Annotated in this window: 13 protein-coding genes and 1 pseudogene; all 14 read left to right on the top strand. The window is 32.6% G+C overall.

The window, feature by feature from the left end; genetic code table 11:
• Positions 1–52: 52 nt before the first annotated feature.
• The 14 genes and pseudogenes from galE to ADF75_RS03405 all read left to right on the top strand — a co-directional run bounded on the left by galE (position 53) and on the right by ADF75_RS03405 (position 17,245).
• The gene (gene galE, locus ADF75_RS03470) at positions 53–1,069 is read left to right on the top strand and encodes a UDP-glucose 4-epimerase GalE (RefSeq protein WP_023023679.1); all 1,017 of its coding nucleotides are present in this window, start codon (positions 53–55) and stop codon (positions 1,067–1,069) included.
• A gap of 111 nt (positions 1,070–1,180) precedes the next feature.
• Positions 1,181–2,524 (top strand): annotated as a pseudogene (locus tag ADF75_RS03465) (DUF2142 domain-containing protein).
• Positions 2,525–2,611: 87 nt separating this feature from the next.
• A complete protein-coding gene (locus ADF75_RS03460; RefSeq protein WP_023023673.1) occupies positions 2,612–3,538 on the top strand; it encodes a glycosyltransferase family 2 protein in 927 nt (308 codons plus the stop codon).
• Between the two features lie 65 nt (positions 3,539–3,603).
• The gene (gene rfbD, locus ADF75_RS03455; protein WP_048789147.1) at positions 3,604–4,455 is read left to right on the top strand and encodes a dTDP-4-dehydrorhamnose reductase; all 852 of its coding nucleotides are present in this window, start codon (positions 3,604–3,606) and stop codon (positions 4,453–4,455) included.
• 59 nt (positions 4,456–4,514) lie between these two features.
• Positions 4,515–5,564, top strand: a complete 1,050-nt coding sequence (locus ADF75_RS03450; protein WP_048789146.1) for an acyltransferase — start codon at positions 4,515–4,517, stop codon at positions 5,562–5,564.
• 138 nt (positions 5,565–5,702) lie between these two features.
• Positions 5,703–7,031, top strand: coding sequence for a lipopolysaccharide biosynthesis protein (locus ADF75_RS03445; RefSeq protein ID WP_048789145.1), 1,329 nt, complete (start codon positions 5,703–5,705; stop codon positions 7,029–7,031).
• Entirely contained in the window at positions 7,031–8,029 is a 999-nt protein-coding gene (locus ADF75_RS03440) for a glycosyltransferase family 8 protein (RefSeq protein WP_048789144.1), read from the top strand. The genes ADF75_RS03445 and ADF75_RS03440 overlap by 1 nt, the downstream gene beginning before the upstream one ends.
• 21 nt (positions 8,030–8,050) lie before the next feature.
• Positions 8,051–8,767 carry a glycosyltransferase family 2 protein gene (locus ADF75_RS03435; RefSeq protein ID WP_048789143.1) on the top strand — a complete coding sequence of 239 codons (717 nt, stop codon included), beginning with the start codon at positions 8,051–8,053 and terminating at the stop codon, positions 8,765–8,767.
• Positions 8,767–9,123, top strand: coding sequence for a DUF2304 domain-containing protein (locus ADF75_RS03430; protein ID WP_048789142.1), 357 nt, complete (start codon positions 8,767–8,769; stop codon positions 9,121–9,123). Before ADF75_RS03435 ends, ADF75_RS03430 begins: the two co-directional genes overlap by 1 nt.
• Positions 9,113–9,889, top strand: coding sequence for a glycosyltransferase family 2 protein (locus tag ADF75_RS03425; protein ID WP_048789141.1), 777 nt, complete (start codon positions 9,113–9,115; stop codon positions 9,887–9,889). The genes ADF75_RS03430 and ADF75_RS03425 overlap by 11 nt, the downstream gene beginning before the upstream one ends.
• A 17-nt stretch (positions 9,890–9,906) precedes the next feature.
• The gene (locus ADF75_RS03420; protein WP_048789140.1) at positions 9,907–11,562 is read left to right on the top strand and encodes a hypothetical protein; all 1,656 of its coding nucleotides are present in this window, start codon (positions 9,907–9,909) and stop codon (positions 11,560–11,562) included.
• A 202-nt stretch (positions 11,563–11,764) separates the two neighbouring features.
• A complete protein-coding gene (locus tag ADF75_RS03415) occupies positions 11,765–14,716 on the top strand; it encodes a rhamnan synthesis F family protein (RefSeq protein ID WP_048789139.1) in 2,952 nt (983 codons plus the stop codon).
• Positions 14,703–16,004, top strand: coding sequence for a DUF2142 domain-containing protein (locus ADF75_RS03410; protein ID WP_023023656.1), 1,302 nt, complete (start codon positions 14,703–14,705; stop codon positions 16,002–16,004). The genes ADF75_RS03415 and ADF75_RS03410 overlap by 14 nt, the downstream gene beginning before the upstream one ends.
• An 8-nt stretch (positions 16,005–16,012) precedes the next feature.
• The gene (locus ADF75_RS03405; protein ID WP_048789138.1) at positions 16,013–17,245 is read left to right on the top strand and encodes a glycosyltransferase family 4 protein; all 1,233 of its coding nucleotides are present in this window, start codon (positions 16,013–16,015) and stop codon (positions 17,243–17,245) included.
• The last annotated feature ends 61 nt before the right edge of the window (positions 17,246–17,306 follow it).

Genomic DNA, 17,306 nt, shown 5'->3' with positions numbered 1-17,306 from the left:
TTTTAATTGTGGGATAATGGAAAAAAGTTGATTCAGTCGGGAGATAGATTACATGCAGCATAAAATATTAGTAACTGGTGGAGCGGGTTTTATTGGTTCTCACACTATTATTGAATTGGTCAATGCAGGTCATGAAGTTGTGATTATAGACAATTTAGTAAATAGTAATGAGAAAAGTATACAAGAAGTAGAAAAAATCATTGGAAAATCGATAACTTTTTATCATGAAGATATTCGAAATAAATCAAAACTTCTAGAAATTTTTCTAAAAGAAAAACCGACTGGTGTGATCCATTTTGCTGCATTAAAAGCGGTTGGAGAATCAGTACAAATCCCACTCACTTATTATGAAAATAATATTAGTGGAACATTGACTTTACTTCAGGTCATGAAAGAAGTTCAATGTAAAAATATCATCTTTAGTTCATCAGCAACTGTTTATGGAGATCCACATACAGTTCCTATCTTGGAAGATTTTCCCTTATCTGTTACAAATCCATATGGTAGAACAAAACTTATGACTGAAGAAATCCTTCAGGATATTTACAAAGCGGATTCTACATGGAATATTGTATTGTTACGTTATTTTAATCCAATTGGGGCTCATGAAAGCGGGAATATTGGTGAAAATCCAAATGGTATTCCTAATAACCTATTACCATATGTAACACAAGTAGCAGTAGGAAAGTTAGAGTCTGTTAATGTATTTGGGAACGATTATCCAACACCTGATGGAACTGGGGTACGCGATTATATTCACGTAGTTGACCTGGCAAAAGGCCACGTTGCTGCTTTGAAAAAACTTTCCAACGACTCTGGGTTAAATATTTATAATCTGGGTACGGGTCGGGGCTACTCTGTATTAGAAATTATTCAAAATATGGAGAAGGTTGTAGGAAAAACAATTCCATTCAAGATTATTGATCGACGACCAGGGGATATCGCAACCTGTTATGCAAATCCATCCAAAGCACGCAAAGAACTAGGATGGAGTGCCCAATTTGATATTCATCGGATGTGCCAAGATGCTTGGAGATGGCAGAGTAAGCATCCAAATGGATATTGTTAGTCACAATTATTCTGATCGTATTTTGTATGGAGACATGGTTCTAGTAGGGAAGGAAAAGTATGAATAATAGGATTTATAAAGATTGAAAAGAGTAGGTACAAGTCAATATACTTGATTCAACTATACCTCATCATCTTGATTGGTTTGCTATCTATATTTGTACGTTATCCAATGTCATGGTATGACGAACAAGTTCATTATGCTCGAGTTCTTACCTATTCGAATAATTTGAGTTCCAAAAGTGAGGGATATATTACTCAAAGCGAACAAGACTTTATTCATTTATCAATGACAATCATTTCTAAGTCATTAGCGCAGGAGAGTCAAAAGATAATAAGTATAGATTGGAAGAGTGAATTTAATAATCTAACTGATAGCAAAGAAAAAGTACTCACTAAGGATGGATCTACGGCAGCAGTGTATTCTCATTTAGTATATTTCCCGTATATTATAACTGCTTGGACCTCGAAGTTACTTAACCTAAGTACTATCAATACATTTTTACTCTTAAGGTTAGTTGGATTTTTATCAGTTTTTTGGTTATTCTTATTAGCGATTCGAAAAATACCATTTGGGAAGGCGACTCTTTTAATCATCTGGTCCATCCCAACTGTAATTTTATCCTTTACAGCTATATCTGCTGGTACGCTTACTTATGGCCTTATATTCCTATTTGTTTCATAAATTATAAGCTTATATCAAAAATTAGCTCTTAACAGTGAAATTAAAAAGAGGGAATTTGTTTCTTTAATCTTGTGCTCCATTCTAGTTGTCATGTCTAAAATGCCGGCATTAGTTATCCTAGCGCTTTACTTAACGTTAATTTACATTGGTGTTAAAAGGGTTAGGTTATCAAAATCCCAGATTTATTTGTTAAGTGGAAGTTTAATTTACTGTGCCTTATTGACAGTTTTATGGTATTTGAATATCAAAAATATAAACGGGAATATAATTTACTATGGGGCAAAGAATATTGATCAAGGCAGACAGTTGAGTTTTATATTTGCTCATCCGTTAAAAGCGATGAAAACTTTTTTTGAAAGCATTATAAATTTTCCATATTTTGAATTCCAGTTAGGTTATTCCGATCTTTTAAAAATGATGCATGTTCCAATTACAATTTCATTCTTTTCCATATTTTGTATGTTTACTAGTTTTAGAATTCAAGAAAAAGATAGTATTGTGATTGAAAAATCATATCGCATGATTTATAATCTTTTCTCTAATTTGGTATTTTTAGGAATTTTATTATTAATTTTTATTTGCAGGTCACAGAAGTGGGGGCTGATGCAATTAATTGTGTTCAAGGGCGGTATTTCTTTTCTAATTTTACTGATTCCTTTTTCAAATGGTAAGAGTCAATTAGATGAAAAATCTGCAAGACGAATTCTATATTTATCATTACTCCCGTCTATCTACTATATTTTAATCATGTTTTATCAATTGAGAACATAATCATAATAGGATTGAAATAATAAAAAACTAGGGTTTATTCTAGTTTTTTGTTACAATAGAAGGTGAAGAAATCAAGGAGAGAGTTAAATGACCATATCAGTTGTAGTCCCATGTTTTAACGAAGAAGAATCGATTCCATTATTTTATGAAGAGATGGAACGAGTTCGGATCTCCATGGGAGAAGAATTTGAATATATTTTTATTAATGATGGGTCTTCTGATAAAACCTTAGATGTTTTACGTGAACTCAATCTCTTGAATCCTTGTGCCCATTATCTATCTTTTTCACGTAACTTTGGAAAGGAAGCTGCTTTATATGCTGGCCTTCAATATGCTACAGGAGATTATGTGACCGTTATGGATGTGGACCTACAAGATCCGCCAGAGTTATTGATTGAAATGAAGCAGAAATTGGATCAGCAGTCAAATCTGGACTGTGTCGGAACCCGTCGGGTGACCCGTGATGGGGAACCACCGATTCGTTCTTTCTTTGCACGGATGTTTTATAAATTGATCAATAAGATCAGCCAAGTGGAAATGGTCGACGGAGCGCGTGATTTCCGTTTGATGCGTCGTCCGATGGTCGATGCGATTCTCGAATTATCTGAGTATAATCGATTTTCTAAAGGGATTTTTGCTTGGGTTGGATTTGAGACTGAGTATTTAGAGTATAAAAATGTCGAGCGAGTGGCCGGAGAGACCTCTTGGAATTTTTGGTCTCTCTTCAAATATTCTATTGAGGGGATTGTTAATTTTTCAGACGCACCTTTAAATATTGCCTTTATCGGTGGACTTTTGTCATGGATTTTAGCTTTTATAATGATGGTCTTGATCGTAATTCGAACTCTAGTATTTGGAGATCCAACTTCTGGATGGCCCTCCCTCATGACTGTAATTCTCTTTCTTGGAGGATTCCAATTGCTAACCATTGGAATTTTGGGTAAATATATTGGTAAAATCTTTTTAGAAACTAAGAATCGACCAGTCTATGTCATCAAAGAGAAAAGCAAGTAAAAAGCAGAAAACTTCTGCTTTTTTTGCTATAATGATAGGGATAAAGCAATTGAAAGGAATCTACCATGATTTTAATTACAGGAGCAAATGGGCAACTTGGTACAGAGCTTCGCCATTTGTTGGATGAACGAAATGAAGAATATGTAGCCGTTGATGTGGCTGAAATGGATATCACAAATGCAGAAAAAGTAGACGAGGTATTCGCAGAAGTGAAGCCAACCCTAGTCTACCACTGTGCTGCCTATACAGCTGTCGATGCTGCTGAAGATGAAGGAAAAGAGTTGGACTATGCCATCAACGTGACTGGTACAGAGAATGTAGCAAAAGCGTCTGAAAAGCACGGGGCAACCTTGGTCTATATCTCAACGGACTACGTTTTTGATGGTGAAAAACCAGTTGGACAAGAATGGGAAGTAGACGATCAACCGGATCCACAGACAGAGTACGGTCGTACCAAGCGTATGGGAGAAGAGTTGGTTGAAAAGTATGTTTCTAACTTCTATATCATCCGTACAGCTTGGGTTTTCGGGAACTACGGTAAAAACTTTGTCTTCACCATGCAAAACCTTGCCAAGACTCACAAAACACTTACAGTCGTTAATGACCAACATGGTCGTCCAACCTGGACACGTACCCTTGCTGAATTCATGACATATTTGGCTGAAAACCGTAAGGAATATGGTTATTATCATTTGTCAAACGATGCAGCAGAAGATACAACTTGGTATGACTTTGCAGTTGAAATCCTCAAAGATATGGATGTAGAAGTGAAGCCAGTGGATTCCAGCCAATTCCCAGCTAAGGCGAAACGCCCACTTAACTCAACGATGAGCTTGGCAAAAGCGAAAGCAACAGGATTTGTCATTCCAACTTGGCAAGATGCCTTAAAAGAATTTTATAAACAAGAAGTGAAATAATTAAAATGGAAAGATGGTGCGAAACCATCTTTTCATTCGGTAATACAATAAGGGGATTTATGAAAGAGCGAAAACTAAATATAGATATACTAAAATGTATTGCAATAGTATTTGTAGTATCTGTGCATTTTTTTCTTCATACCAATTATTATGGTCGTTCCTATACTTATAAAAGTATATTTTTATCATCTTTTATTTGGATGATTTTTATGACCTGTGTTCCTATATTTATCATGACTACAGGTTATTTAATGAAAGATAAGACTTATAGTAAAACTTACTTTATAAAATTACTACCAGTAATTGGAATTTACTGTCTTGCTGCTTCTATCTATACTTTTTTCGACGTTAGAGTTATTAATATAGATTATCTTGGTAAGTTACTAGTAAATATATTTTCCTTTAGCCACTATGCATGGTATGTAAATATGTATATTGGGTTATATCTAATAATTCCATTTTTAAATGCAGGTTTCAAATCATTTAATAATCGTAGAAATCAAGCTATTGCATTAGGTGTTCTAGTATTATTAACTGTTATCCCGGCTACTCTTTCATTGTTTAATAACAATAAGCAAATTTTTATGATTTTATCGCACCTAATTCCTGATTATTGGAAAGGACTCTGGCCTATTACATATTATCTTGTTGGTGCTTTTATTGCTTCTTTTAAGAAGAGGTCGACCATTAAAGAACTTTTTGTAGTCATTTTAATTCTTGATGTATTAAGCGTTTTGGGATTATCAGCGATATCAGAATCTAGTTTTGGGATAGAATACGGTGTTCTTCCAGTATTTCTATTGTCTTCATTAATCTTTTATTCAGTTATTCAACTACGAGTCGATATTAAAAATGAGTGGCTACAAAAAGTTGTTTTATTTATCTCTAAGAACACTCTTCCTATTTATTTACTATCTGTGATAGGAGATTTATATTGGTATCCTAAAATAGTTGAGAAATGGGGAGATTTTGCAAGCATCTTACCAAAATTTCCTTTGATTGTTTTCTTTTTGTTATGTCAATCCATATTAATAACATACTTATTATTAAATGTTCTAAAATATATACAAACTTTATTTAACAATCTAACAATTAAAAGTAGTAAATAAAATGCTAATTGAAAAAAATCTATGTATATTCTTTATTAACAATGTAGTATCAAAGTATTTTTTTCGATATAACTATAAGCCTTCTCTCTTTAAAAATAGTATTATATAATGAAGAGAAAGTAATTTGTAGGAGAAATTATGATTTCAAAGGATAAAGTTTCGGTTAAAAGTAGTAGACTTAAAAAAATTAATATTTCAAATCAAGACTCATTAAATGTTTCTACAAAACAAAATTATGTTTGGAACTTATTTGGAACAGCTTCTTCGTCGTTAATTTCAGTTATACTGTTACTTTTTGCTTCAAGATTACTTGATTCACATAATTCAGATATTTTTAGTATTGCATATGCTTTGGGGCAACAATTTTTTGTTTTAGGATATTTCCAGATACGTAATATGCAATCTACTGATATTCAGGAAAAATATTCATTTAGGTCTTATCATAATACGCGGATTGTAACAATAATAATGATGATAATAGCTTCTGTTGGATATGTATTTATTCAGGGGTATGATTTTTATAAATCTGCAATAATATTACTGTTGGTATTATATCGTGCAATAGATGCTTATTCTGACGTTTTCCAAGGATACTTTCAGCAAAAAAATCGTTCTGATCTTGCAGGGAAAGTCCAATTTTATCGAAGTTGGATTTGTATAATAGTCTTTGGATTTAGTTTGTTACTGACGAAATCATTAATGATTTCTAGTATCGTTATCTGTTTGATAAATTTATTACTTACAGTTATCTTAGATTATAGAATTTCAATTAGGAATTTCAATACAAGTTTTTCCCCTTCATTAGCAAAAGATTTGAGTAGTATATTTTCTATTTTAAGAGAAGCATTTCCTTTATTTCTAAATGGTTTTTTAATTACCTACGTCTATAATGAAGCTAAGATTGATATTGATTTGCTTTTAACCCAGGGACATTTTTCCAATGGTATTCAGCGAGACTTTAATGTGTTGTTTATGCCTGTCTTTGTTTTATCCCTTTTATTTTTTATTTTAAGACCTTTGACGACGCAATTATCGATTTATTGGTATGAACAGAAATATGAGTTGTTTTTTAAGCAAATTCGTCTCTTGTTTGTTGTTATGACAGCTTTAGGGGTAATCATTATTGGTCTAGGTTATCTAATAGGTACAGAGATACTAGGTATAGTCTACGGAACATCCCTGGTAGAATATAAAGTGCCTTTTGCAATTCTTCTGGCGGGAGGTATTCTTAATGTGTTGGCACTTGTTATTGATATCGTTATGACAATTTTTAGAAAGCAGGCCTATCTTGTCATTGCATACATTGCTACCTTTATTGTGGCCAAATTTATCACAATACCATTTGTAAAGGGAGAAGGTATTTTGGGTGCATCATTGTCATTTTTTATTTCAATGATTATCTTTTTTAGCACTAGCATAATAATTTATATTTGGGTAAACAATAACGATAAAAGAAAGAGAAGTTAATGAATATTCTATTTACGTTAAATAACGCTTTTGTTCCTCAAGTTGCAACATGTATGTGTTCAATTTTTGAGAATAATAAATCAATGGATGAGATTAATATTTATTTACTAAATACCGATATATCTGAGGCTAATAAATCAAAACTACAAGAATTCACTAAACTTTATGGTCGTTCAGTTCATTTTATTACTCTACCTAATCTGAGGAGTCTGATAGATTTTGATTTTGATACAAATGGTTGGTCCCCAATTGTGTTAGCACGCCTTTTAGTTGACAAGCTTTTACCAGAAGATATCGATAGAATTTTGTATTTAGATGGTGATACTTTGGTATTGGAGAGTCTGGAATCTCTTTGGAAATTAGATATGGGTAACCGTTCAATCGGAATGGGGCCGGAATCTACAGTTGACGCAGGACGAAGAGAATTTTTAGGTTTGGAAAAACAAATGTATTGTAACGCTGGGGTCCTACTTATTAATTTGGAGAAGTGGAGAGAGCGTAAACTCGGAGAGAAAGTTCTAGAATATTATAAAAAACATGATGGTAATCTTTTTGCTAACGATCAAGATGCAATTAATGGATCTTTAAAGGATGACATTTATGTTTTTTCTCCAAAATATAATTTCTTCAATATTTACTTCTTTTACCCTTATAAGGTGTTAAAAAAACTTTCTTTACCTGCTGAGTTTATTAGTAAAAAAGAGTTGCAAGAATCTATTAAAGAGCCAGTTATTGTTCATTATCTGGGAGAAGAACGTCCTTGGAGAAGGGGAAATACCCATAAACTAAGAAAGCAATATCTTTATTATTTTGAAAAGACACCTTGGTCTGAAACTCCTATGGAAACAGGTTGGGAATTATACTTTATTTGTTTTAGGACATTTAATATAATTATGAAACCTTTTCCAATGTTGAGATATAAGATTATTAACTCGCTGATACCGGCATTTATGAAATACCGAAAAAAACAGCTCAAAAAAATAAAAGATAGACGTTAAAAACAGAAAGAATTAGAATACATGAAAGTATTAATGATAATTCCTGCCTACAATGAGGAGGAAAGTATTTTCGATACGGTAACGAGCATCTTGAATTACCGCAAGAAGGTTGATTTTGATTTGGACTATGTGGTTATCAATGATGGATCAACAGATATGACAAAACAAATTCTTGAAGAGAACCATTTTAATGCTGTTCATCTCGTGATGAATCTTGGAATCGGTGGTGCGGTTCAAACAGGATATAAATATGCACTGGCGCATGATTACGATGTTGCTGTTCAGTTTGATGGTGATGGTCAGCATGATATCGAATCCCTGTCAGATTTGCTAGAACCAATTAGAAAAAACGAAGCAGACTTAGTTATTGGATCTCGTTTTGTTGGTGATGTTAAATCAGAATTTCAGACAACTTTTATGAGACGCTTTGGTATAGGAGTTATTTCTAACTTGATTAAGTGGACAACAGGTCAAAGGGTCTTAGATACAACTTCGGGATATCGATTAGCTGACAAAGTTGTGATCAAACAATTTGCTAGACGTTACCCAATCAAGTATCCAGAACCTGAAACAATTGTTCATATTTTGAAACGTAAATATAAAGTTGTGGAAAAACCTGCTAATATGTTTGAACGGACAGGTGGCGTATCCTCAATCACCCCTATCAAGTCTATTCGTTACATGCTTGAAGTATGTTCATCAATTTTAATCGCAGCCTTTATGAGGGAGAGTGAATAATGTCAGTATTATCTATTGTTATGTTGGTAGCTTCAATCTTTTTCCTTTATCTAGTCATCAGAAATATCAACAAAAATAATATCCTATTTGAACAGGCATTCATGTGGATTGTAATCAGTTTTTTCATGATTATTATTTCCATTTTCGATGTCATTCCTGATTATTTTGCTAGATTACTTGGGTTTGAATTGACATCGAATTTTTTACTATCGCTAGCTATATTTTTCCTTTTAGTTATTTCTTTTTTACAAACTATGACCTTATCGAAACAGAAAGAGAAGATGAAACATTTGGTTCAAGAGTTGTCTATTTTAAAAAGCCATATAGAAATGAAAGAGGAGAAGAATGAAAGATAATCACACCTGGGTGATTTGTGCATATGGAGAAAGCGAATACTTAGAAGCCTGTATTCAATCCTTGAAGAAACAAACCCTCCAATCACAGATTATCTGTTACAGTTCAACACCACTGAATTCGATACAGGAACTTTGTCAGCGTTATGATATTCCTTTTTATACGAAGCAAGGTGGAGGAATTGGCAAGGATTGGAACAATGCTATGTCTTTTGTAGAGACAAAGTTTGCTACCATTGCCCATCAAGACGATTATTATGAGCCAGAGTATGCTGAGAAAGTTTTGGCTAAGATGGAAAAGTGTTCAGATGTGTTAATTGGCTATTCTGATTATTTTGAAGAAAAAGATGGCCATAGAATTCCTGCGAATACAAATCTGAAGATTAAGTCATTAATGTTAAAAACCATGAATCTTTTTCCAGCAAGTCATTTCTGGCGTAACCGTGTGATGGCCTTTGGAAATCCGATTTGTTGTCCAGCAGTTACTTATAATCGAGAAAATTTGAAGAATTTTTATTTTGATGAAGCAATGAGGGTGAGTTTAGATTGGTACGCATGGTATAAGATTAGTGAGTATAATGGTCGTTTTGCTTATGTATCTGACAAACTTATGTGCCACCGTATCCATGAAGAGTCTGAAACATCAAAAACCATCGCTGACAATACTCGTAGTAAAGAAGACCTATACATGTACCAACTCTTCTGGCCTAATTGGATCGCCAAGTTGCTAATGAGACAATATGTGAAGAGTCAAAAGACGAATAATTGATGGAGAAATAAAAATAGATGAAAAATAATATCGTTAATAGAGTCAAACCTTATTTGATCATGATAGTGTTTTCACTTGTTTTTATTTTTCCTTTTTTGTTTTCAAAAGGAAGTTTATATGGTGATGATTTACATTTTCACTTGGATAGAATGCTAGGCTTGTCAAATATTTTTGATAGTCCAATTAATTTTAAAACATTCTACAATAGTGGTCAGGGGATTAATTTCTTTTACCCATTTTTAATCTACTATCCTTTTTATATAATTTTTAGTTTTGTTCATAGTATATGGTTTTCGTGGTACATTTATCTGTTTATCATAACATTTATAACATTATCTATTTCTTTTTACTCAGCAACTAGTGTTTCAAATTCAAAAATTGTCGGTTACTTATTTGCAATTATATATACATTTAGTACATATCGTAGTTATAATATTCTAATTAGGTTTGCCACAGGTGAAATTTTAGCTATGGCGTTTTTACCCCTGATATTTGCAGGAGCATACCAAGTTTTTAAAGGTGATTATAAAAAATGGCCGATGCTATCTATTGGTATGACTTTGCTTGTTTACTCTCATTTATTATCTGTTTTTATAGCTACCTTTTTACTTACAATTTTCCTTTTCATTTTTTTGATTTGTGCTGATGAGAGAAAAAAGCGAATAATTGCTCTTATAAATTCAGTATTATCTTGTACTTTGATGTCATTATTTCAAATAGTTCCTCTGATTGAACAAATTCTATTTACGAAGTTGTCTTCCCCAGTTACTTTTCCATTAAATAATCAACTGTTTAATTTTAAACAGTTGATTATGGTTAACTTAGCCAATCAATTAGATAAGCAAGTTGGGCTTGTTCTTTTTATTTCTGTAGTGGTTATCTGTATTAGATTTCGATATATAGAAAAAATGTGGCGTATACTTTTTGTAATTAGCTTATGTTTACTTTTAGTTACTACTTGTTTAGTGAATTGGGAGAAATTCCCTTTAGCCTTGCTCAAAGTAATACAATTTCCGTGGCGTTTAAATGGCTTTACAACAGTATTTTTATCTTATTTATTAGCTGTTGTTCTTTTAAAATTAAAGAAATATATTTATGTTTCGTTTATTATTCTAGCCATATTTATGAATACTTTTAGTGTGATGAAGACATGTAACTTTCTTGCTGAAGAGCCAGTTAAAGTTGCTTTTAGAGAATTATCAAAGAGGAATGATTATTATAAATTAACACATTCTGTGTTTGTTCCGGATTATACAAATGAAATAAGTGAAGGAACTAAAACAAATATTATGCCAGAGGATCCAAGGTGGAGAGTTGTTCAACACGAAATCTATCTAGGTAAACAGTTGGTTAATAGTGAACAGAGTATTTATTCAGCTAGTACCGCTACCTTCCAGTTTACTAATAGTCAAAACAAAACAGAAATAGCTTACCTTCCAGTTTATTATTATAAAGGTCAAAAAGTATATTTAGATGGTCAAAAAGTATTGAGTTCGTTAAGTGAATGGTCTTCGACTGCTGTAGAAGTCCCACCGGGAACTCATATCTTAAGAGTGACTTATTCCTATACTTTGTTAGCTAAACTTTCATTTATTATTTCACTATTGTCGACATTTATATTTTTATTAATTTATATAAGGACTAAAACAAAAAAATATTTTATAAATGAATGACACAGAAAATCAATATAAAGCAGAATCGATCTGCTTTTTTTACTCAATATTAAGAGGACTTTTTCTTTTTTGAATAAACTATAGTATAATTAAAGTAGTATGCACTTTCAAAGATTAATCTAACTAATAATCTTTGAAGCTTAGTAATATTAGTAATTATCAGATACTAATTGAAATTTTATTAAACAAACTGGATGGAAAAATGAATGATTTAATATCAGTAGTTGTAACATGTTACAACCATGAAAATTATATTGAACAATGTTTGCGAAGCATTTTTAACCAAACCTATCGAAACATTGAATTAATTGTTCTTGATGATGGTTCGACAGACAGTTCTAACCAAATTATCCAAGAGGTTTTGAAGGAATCACCTTTTGAGACAAGATTTGAAACTCATGAAAATCTTGGGGTAGTAAAGAATCGAAATTTAGGACTCGAGCTTATTCGAAGTGATTACTTGCTATTTGTAGATAGTGATAATTACCTTGATGAAGATTATGTGGAACAGTTGTACAGTAAGTTGGTGGAAACAAATGCTGACATCGTTTACTGTGATCTTTTTAACCCAGAAAAAGAAGAGTTCTACCTCAAAAGCCGTGAATTTGACCTAATTGCATTTCTAAATGCTAGTTTTATTGATAACTGTTCTTTGATTCGTAGAAGTATTATTGGAAAAGCTTGTTATGATGAGAAGTTAAATCGAAAAAAGCTTGAAGATTATGACTTCTTATTGAACTTGATTATTAATAACGGTGCTAAAGCAATTTATAAGCCAAATACTAAGCTTAATTATCGTGTCTTTGAAACAGGATCAATTTCTGGACGTGACTCCGTTCGCTACCATTATGAAATCTATCTTGACATTCTAGAGAAATATCTTGATAAGATTCCTCATGAAATATACAAAGCAGTTTGTGATAACCTCATGGTTTTGGAAGAGCGGTTGGATAGCTTGATTAAACATCACGATGAAGTAACAGACTATGTTAACCGCTTGAAAAAAGAACGTGATCAACTTGAACGAAGAAAATATACGCAGTCTAAACAACTGAAAGACGCTCAAGAAGAAATTGAGCTTATCCGAAGTTCGCTGTCATATCGTTTAGGGAACGCCCTTATCACCCCTATAAAGACAGCTGGAGTAATTGCTAAGAATCCAAAGGCTATTAAAAGTTATTTGAGAGCTTTAAAAGTCAAAGTTGTGCAACTACGTCGTCGTATGACACCACTTAAGGTTCGTCAGTTACGCCGTCTTAGAAACAGTCAACGCTCTGCTTTATCATATAACGGTAAGAAAGCGCTGGTTTATGTTATTTTTGAGTCTGAAGCTCGTCTTCAAGAATATAAATTACGTTTCTTGCAAGCCCTGTCTCCATTAGTAGATGATGTTATTATTGTTGTGAATGGCCACCTTCATGAAGATGACATCAATACTCTCGATACTTATGGTCGAGTTTTAACTCGTGACAATAAAGGATACGACACTGCAGCCTTTAGAGAAGGAATTTTTGCCTTTGGTAAGGACAAGCTTAAGGATTACGACCAGCTCCTCTTGGTGAATGATACCAATATTGGTCCGATGAGAGATTTGTCTCAAGTATTCAAGGAAATGGCTGATAAGCAACTAGATTTCTGGGGGATTTCCTTTGGCGAAGAACAAGAAGATGTTACTAAGGAGAATCCTTATGGTTATATTCCTAAACATCTTCAATCTTATTTCTTAGTTATTGAAAAGCTTATGCTAAATGATGATGCCTTTTATGAGTACTGGACGCATTTGACGGATACAGATTCTCGTGATAAGGCGATTGGTCGACATGAGACACGTTTTACCAAGCATTTTGCTGATTTGGGTTATCGTTTCGATGCGGTCGTGCAAGAATACGAAGATTCTGCCATGTATATTCACCCACTTAAGATGCTCAAAGCAGGTAGCCCTTTGGTGAAATACACAGCTCTGAAAAATTATGATGAAGACCAGTTCTTGTGGCAAGGTCTGGATCGTGATTCAGAAGTCCCTGACTTGTTGGACTTTGTTGCAGAAAAAACGGATTACCCTGTGGCAATCTTGGAAGATATTGTAAATAAATTTAAGACTGTTCCACGTGATCAATATATTCTATTGATTGATGGGGTTGAAAATATTATTCCGCAATGTACCCGTTATCGTGTCTTGAACAAGGCAGAACAATTACGCAAACATGGCTTTGCAGTCAAAGTTGTTAACCTATCTGATTTCCAATTATTGGTGGCTCAAAATGCTAGTCACATCATTATCTACCGTTCCCCAATATCACCTGAACTTTTGCGTCTCTGTCATTTGGCTAAGGAATATGGAAAACCTGTCTTCTTTGATATTGATGATTTAGTCTTTGATACGGTTTATACAGATCAATTGAGTTATACGCAGGGGTTGAATTCGGTTGAAAAAGGAAACTATGATGCAGGTGTTCGAAATTATGGCTATATGCTAGAAAACTGTGATGGTGCCATTACTTCAACTAACCAGTTGCAGGAGGAGTTGTATAAGTACCAAAGTAAGGTTTTACTTAATCGTAACTTGGCTTCTGATGAATTAATCGCTATTAGTAGTCAATTTATCAAAGATTACTCTCAAACATCTAATATTGTTAAGATTGGTTATTTCTCTGGTTCAATTAGTCATAATGAGAATTTTGAATTGATTAAACCAGCTATTAAGCAACTGCTTACAAAATATAGCAATGTCCAATTACATATTGTCGGGATTCTCGATATCCCTCAGGATATGAAGCCCTTTGAAAATCAAATTGTAACTCACGATTATGTGGACTGGGATAAATTGCCTGCCTTGATTAGTGAGGTTGATATTAACCTAGCACCGCTTGTAGATTCTATCTTTAACCGTGCGAAGTCAGAGATTAAGTGGATTGAAGCTGCCTTGGTGAAGGTACCAACAGTAGCAAGCAAGATAGGAGCTTTCTCAGATACGGTTGTTGATGGTGAAACAGGATTGTTGGCTACTGATGAACAGTGGTTCGACAAGCTTGAAGACTTGGTTTTATCTCCAGAATTAAGACAGAAAATTGCAGATGCTGCTTATCGGGCTGTTCTTGAAAACTGTACCTTAAGCAAGAAAGATGATATGGTGACTTATTTTGAACAAAAATAAACAAATAAAAGTTGAAAATTTATTTTTCATCTTAGCAACGATTTTTATTTTTTCATTTATGTTAGTATTTCCAATTAATCGTGTGCCAGACGAAACAAACCACGCGCGTATGACTTGGGAAACTGTCCACAAACCAACTCTACAGTCCTTTAAATGGATGAACGAGATTTCGAGTGATGCTCATGTAAACCCTACTGACTATGAAAAGGTTCTTAATAAAAAACTTGATATGGAAAAAGAACCGTATCAAGTCACTCTAAACCTTAAATCTCTTTCCTTCCTTCCTCAGTTGGTTGGTATGACATTGGGAAGTTTGATAAAGCCAACAGTAGGCATGATAATCTATATGGGCAGAATTTTTAATGCCTTAGCTTATATTATAGGTGTTTTTTGTTTAATTAAATATTTTAAATATGGTAAACTAGCTCTATTCTTTATTTCGTTACAACCAATAATGGTTCAACAAGCATCTTCTTTATCTTATGATGTAATGAATTATTTAGAAATCATGCTAGCAATCGGTTTTATAACGAATCTAGCATACAAAAAGACTTTTTCAAATAAAGATGGATTTTTATTAGTACCTATATCGTTATTGCTTTTAGCTACTAAACCAAATAACTTTTTATTACTATGTCTTATTCCGTTTATACCATTAAATTTTGAAGGTGTCTTTAGTTTTTTAAATACGCCCTTAAGAGTGATTAAACAGACTATTTCAAAATTTAAGTATGTGTTTTATTTAGTTCTATTACTTGCAATCTTCGCTGTTCTATATTATTTAATGAGAGATAACGGTGGAGTAATCCACTACATTCGAGTGTTGTCGAATACATTATTAAAACAACATATGAACGGTGACCTAAATACTATTTTGACAATAGGTATGTTTGGTTATTTTGGGAATTTCACTATTCAGCTTCCATTATGGCTTATTTTTGTAAATATTTGCGTATTATTTCTTATATTTTTATCAAGCGAAGAATACTTCTTCACTAAAGATTTTGCAACGGTCTCTTCATTATTGTTTCCAATACAAGTGCTTGCCACTGTAACGGTCATGTATCTACAATGGACACCTATAGTGTTAGGAAAAGGGGCGAATATTTCTGTTGGAAGCCAGGGGAGATATTTCACTCCATTTCTCATCTTATTTTTGCCCATAATTGCAAATTTAGGTAACCTTAAAATGAAACAGCATAAGTTGCTAACTATTACTGTAGTTACCTTATTATTCAATTATCTGATTTCTCTTTACTTATTAATTCCATTTTATTGGGTATTTTAGGAGTTGCGATGACTAAAACAATTTTATTTATTTCACCTACTGGAACAATGGATAATGGCGCCGAAATTTCAATTTTTAATTTAATGAAATTTTTAGTTAGTAAAGGCTTTCGAGTCTTAAACGTTTTCCCTGATTATCGTGTACCAGTTCAAAAAAATTATTTGGAGCAGATGAAGAAAGCTGGAATTCAAGCTATTGGTATTCCAGCAGTTAAGTGGTGGTGGGAAGAAGCTCCAGGTGGATTACCTGGGACACATTATCAGCGAGTAAAAAGTTACGAGGATAATATTAAAAGAATTCGAGAGATTTTGAATCAGAATAAAGTTGATTTAGTTATTAGTAACACAGCTAATGTCTTCCAAGGAGCTTTAGCTGCAGCTGAAGAAAATATTCATCATTTTTGGTTAATTCATGAATTCCCTGAGGGAGAATTTGGTTATTATAAAGAAAAACTTGAATTTATTGAATATTATTCTGATCAAATTTTTGCTGTGTCTGGTTCTTTGCAAAAGGAATTATCACAATTATTAACTGATAAGAATATTTTAAGTTTTATACCATACTCTGAAATAAGTGGTACAAATTTAAAAACCTCTAATTCTCATAGGATTATTCAGATTGGAAGAATAACTGAGAATAAAAATCAGTTGGAATTAATCAAAGCTTATCACAATTTAAATATTTCAAATATTCCATTGATATTTATTGGTGCAGAAGATGAAGAATATGCAAAAAGATGTAAAGATTATGTAAAAAATAATGGCATTCAAAATGTTCATTTCATAGGTTTTCTTGAAAAACCTTGGGAATTTTTAACAGATAAAGATATATGTGTATTTACATCAAAAATAGAAACGTTTGGAATGGTATATATTGAAGCACTAATAAATAGCATTCCAACAATTGTATCGAATAACAAGGGATATAGATCTGTTAAAGACCTCTTTATACAAGGAGAAATGTACTGCTTGGGTGATATACCTGATTTATCAAGACATATCTTAAATTTATTGACAAATTTTTCTATGAAGAAAAATGAAATGGTACAAAATAAAGAAAAAATAACAGCAATATATAATTTAGAAACTGCTTATAAGTGTATATTGAAACATGTAAATGAGGATGTAGAGATTAATGTAAAGGAAAAAGATAAATTTTTAAATATTAAGGGTGTAAAATCATCTAAAATTGATGTATTTAAAAATTTTATTAAAAAATTATTTGTATTAAAAAAGTTATAGAATGATTGCAGACAAATACCGTCACTACAAATGGTTATACAAGCTTTCCTTAAAATGGTAT

It is taken from the genome of Streptococcus sp. 1171_SSPC (assembly GCF_001069335.1).
GTDB lineage: Bacteria > Bacillota > Bacilli > Lactobacillales > Streptococcaceae > Streptococcus > Streptococcus xiaochunlingii.
The sequence above is the reverse complement of the archived record's forward strand: the minus strand, read 5'-3'. Positions and strand labels throughout refer to the sequence as shown.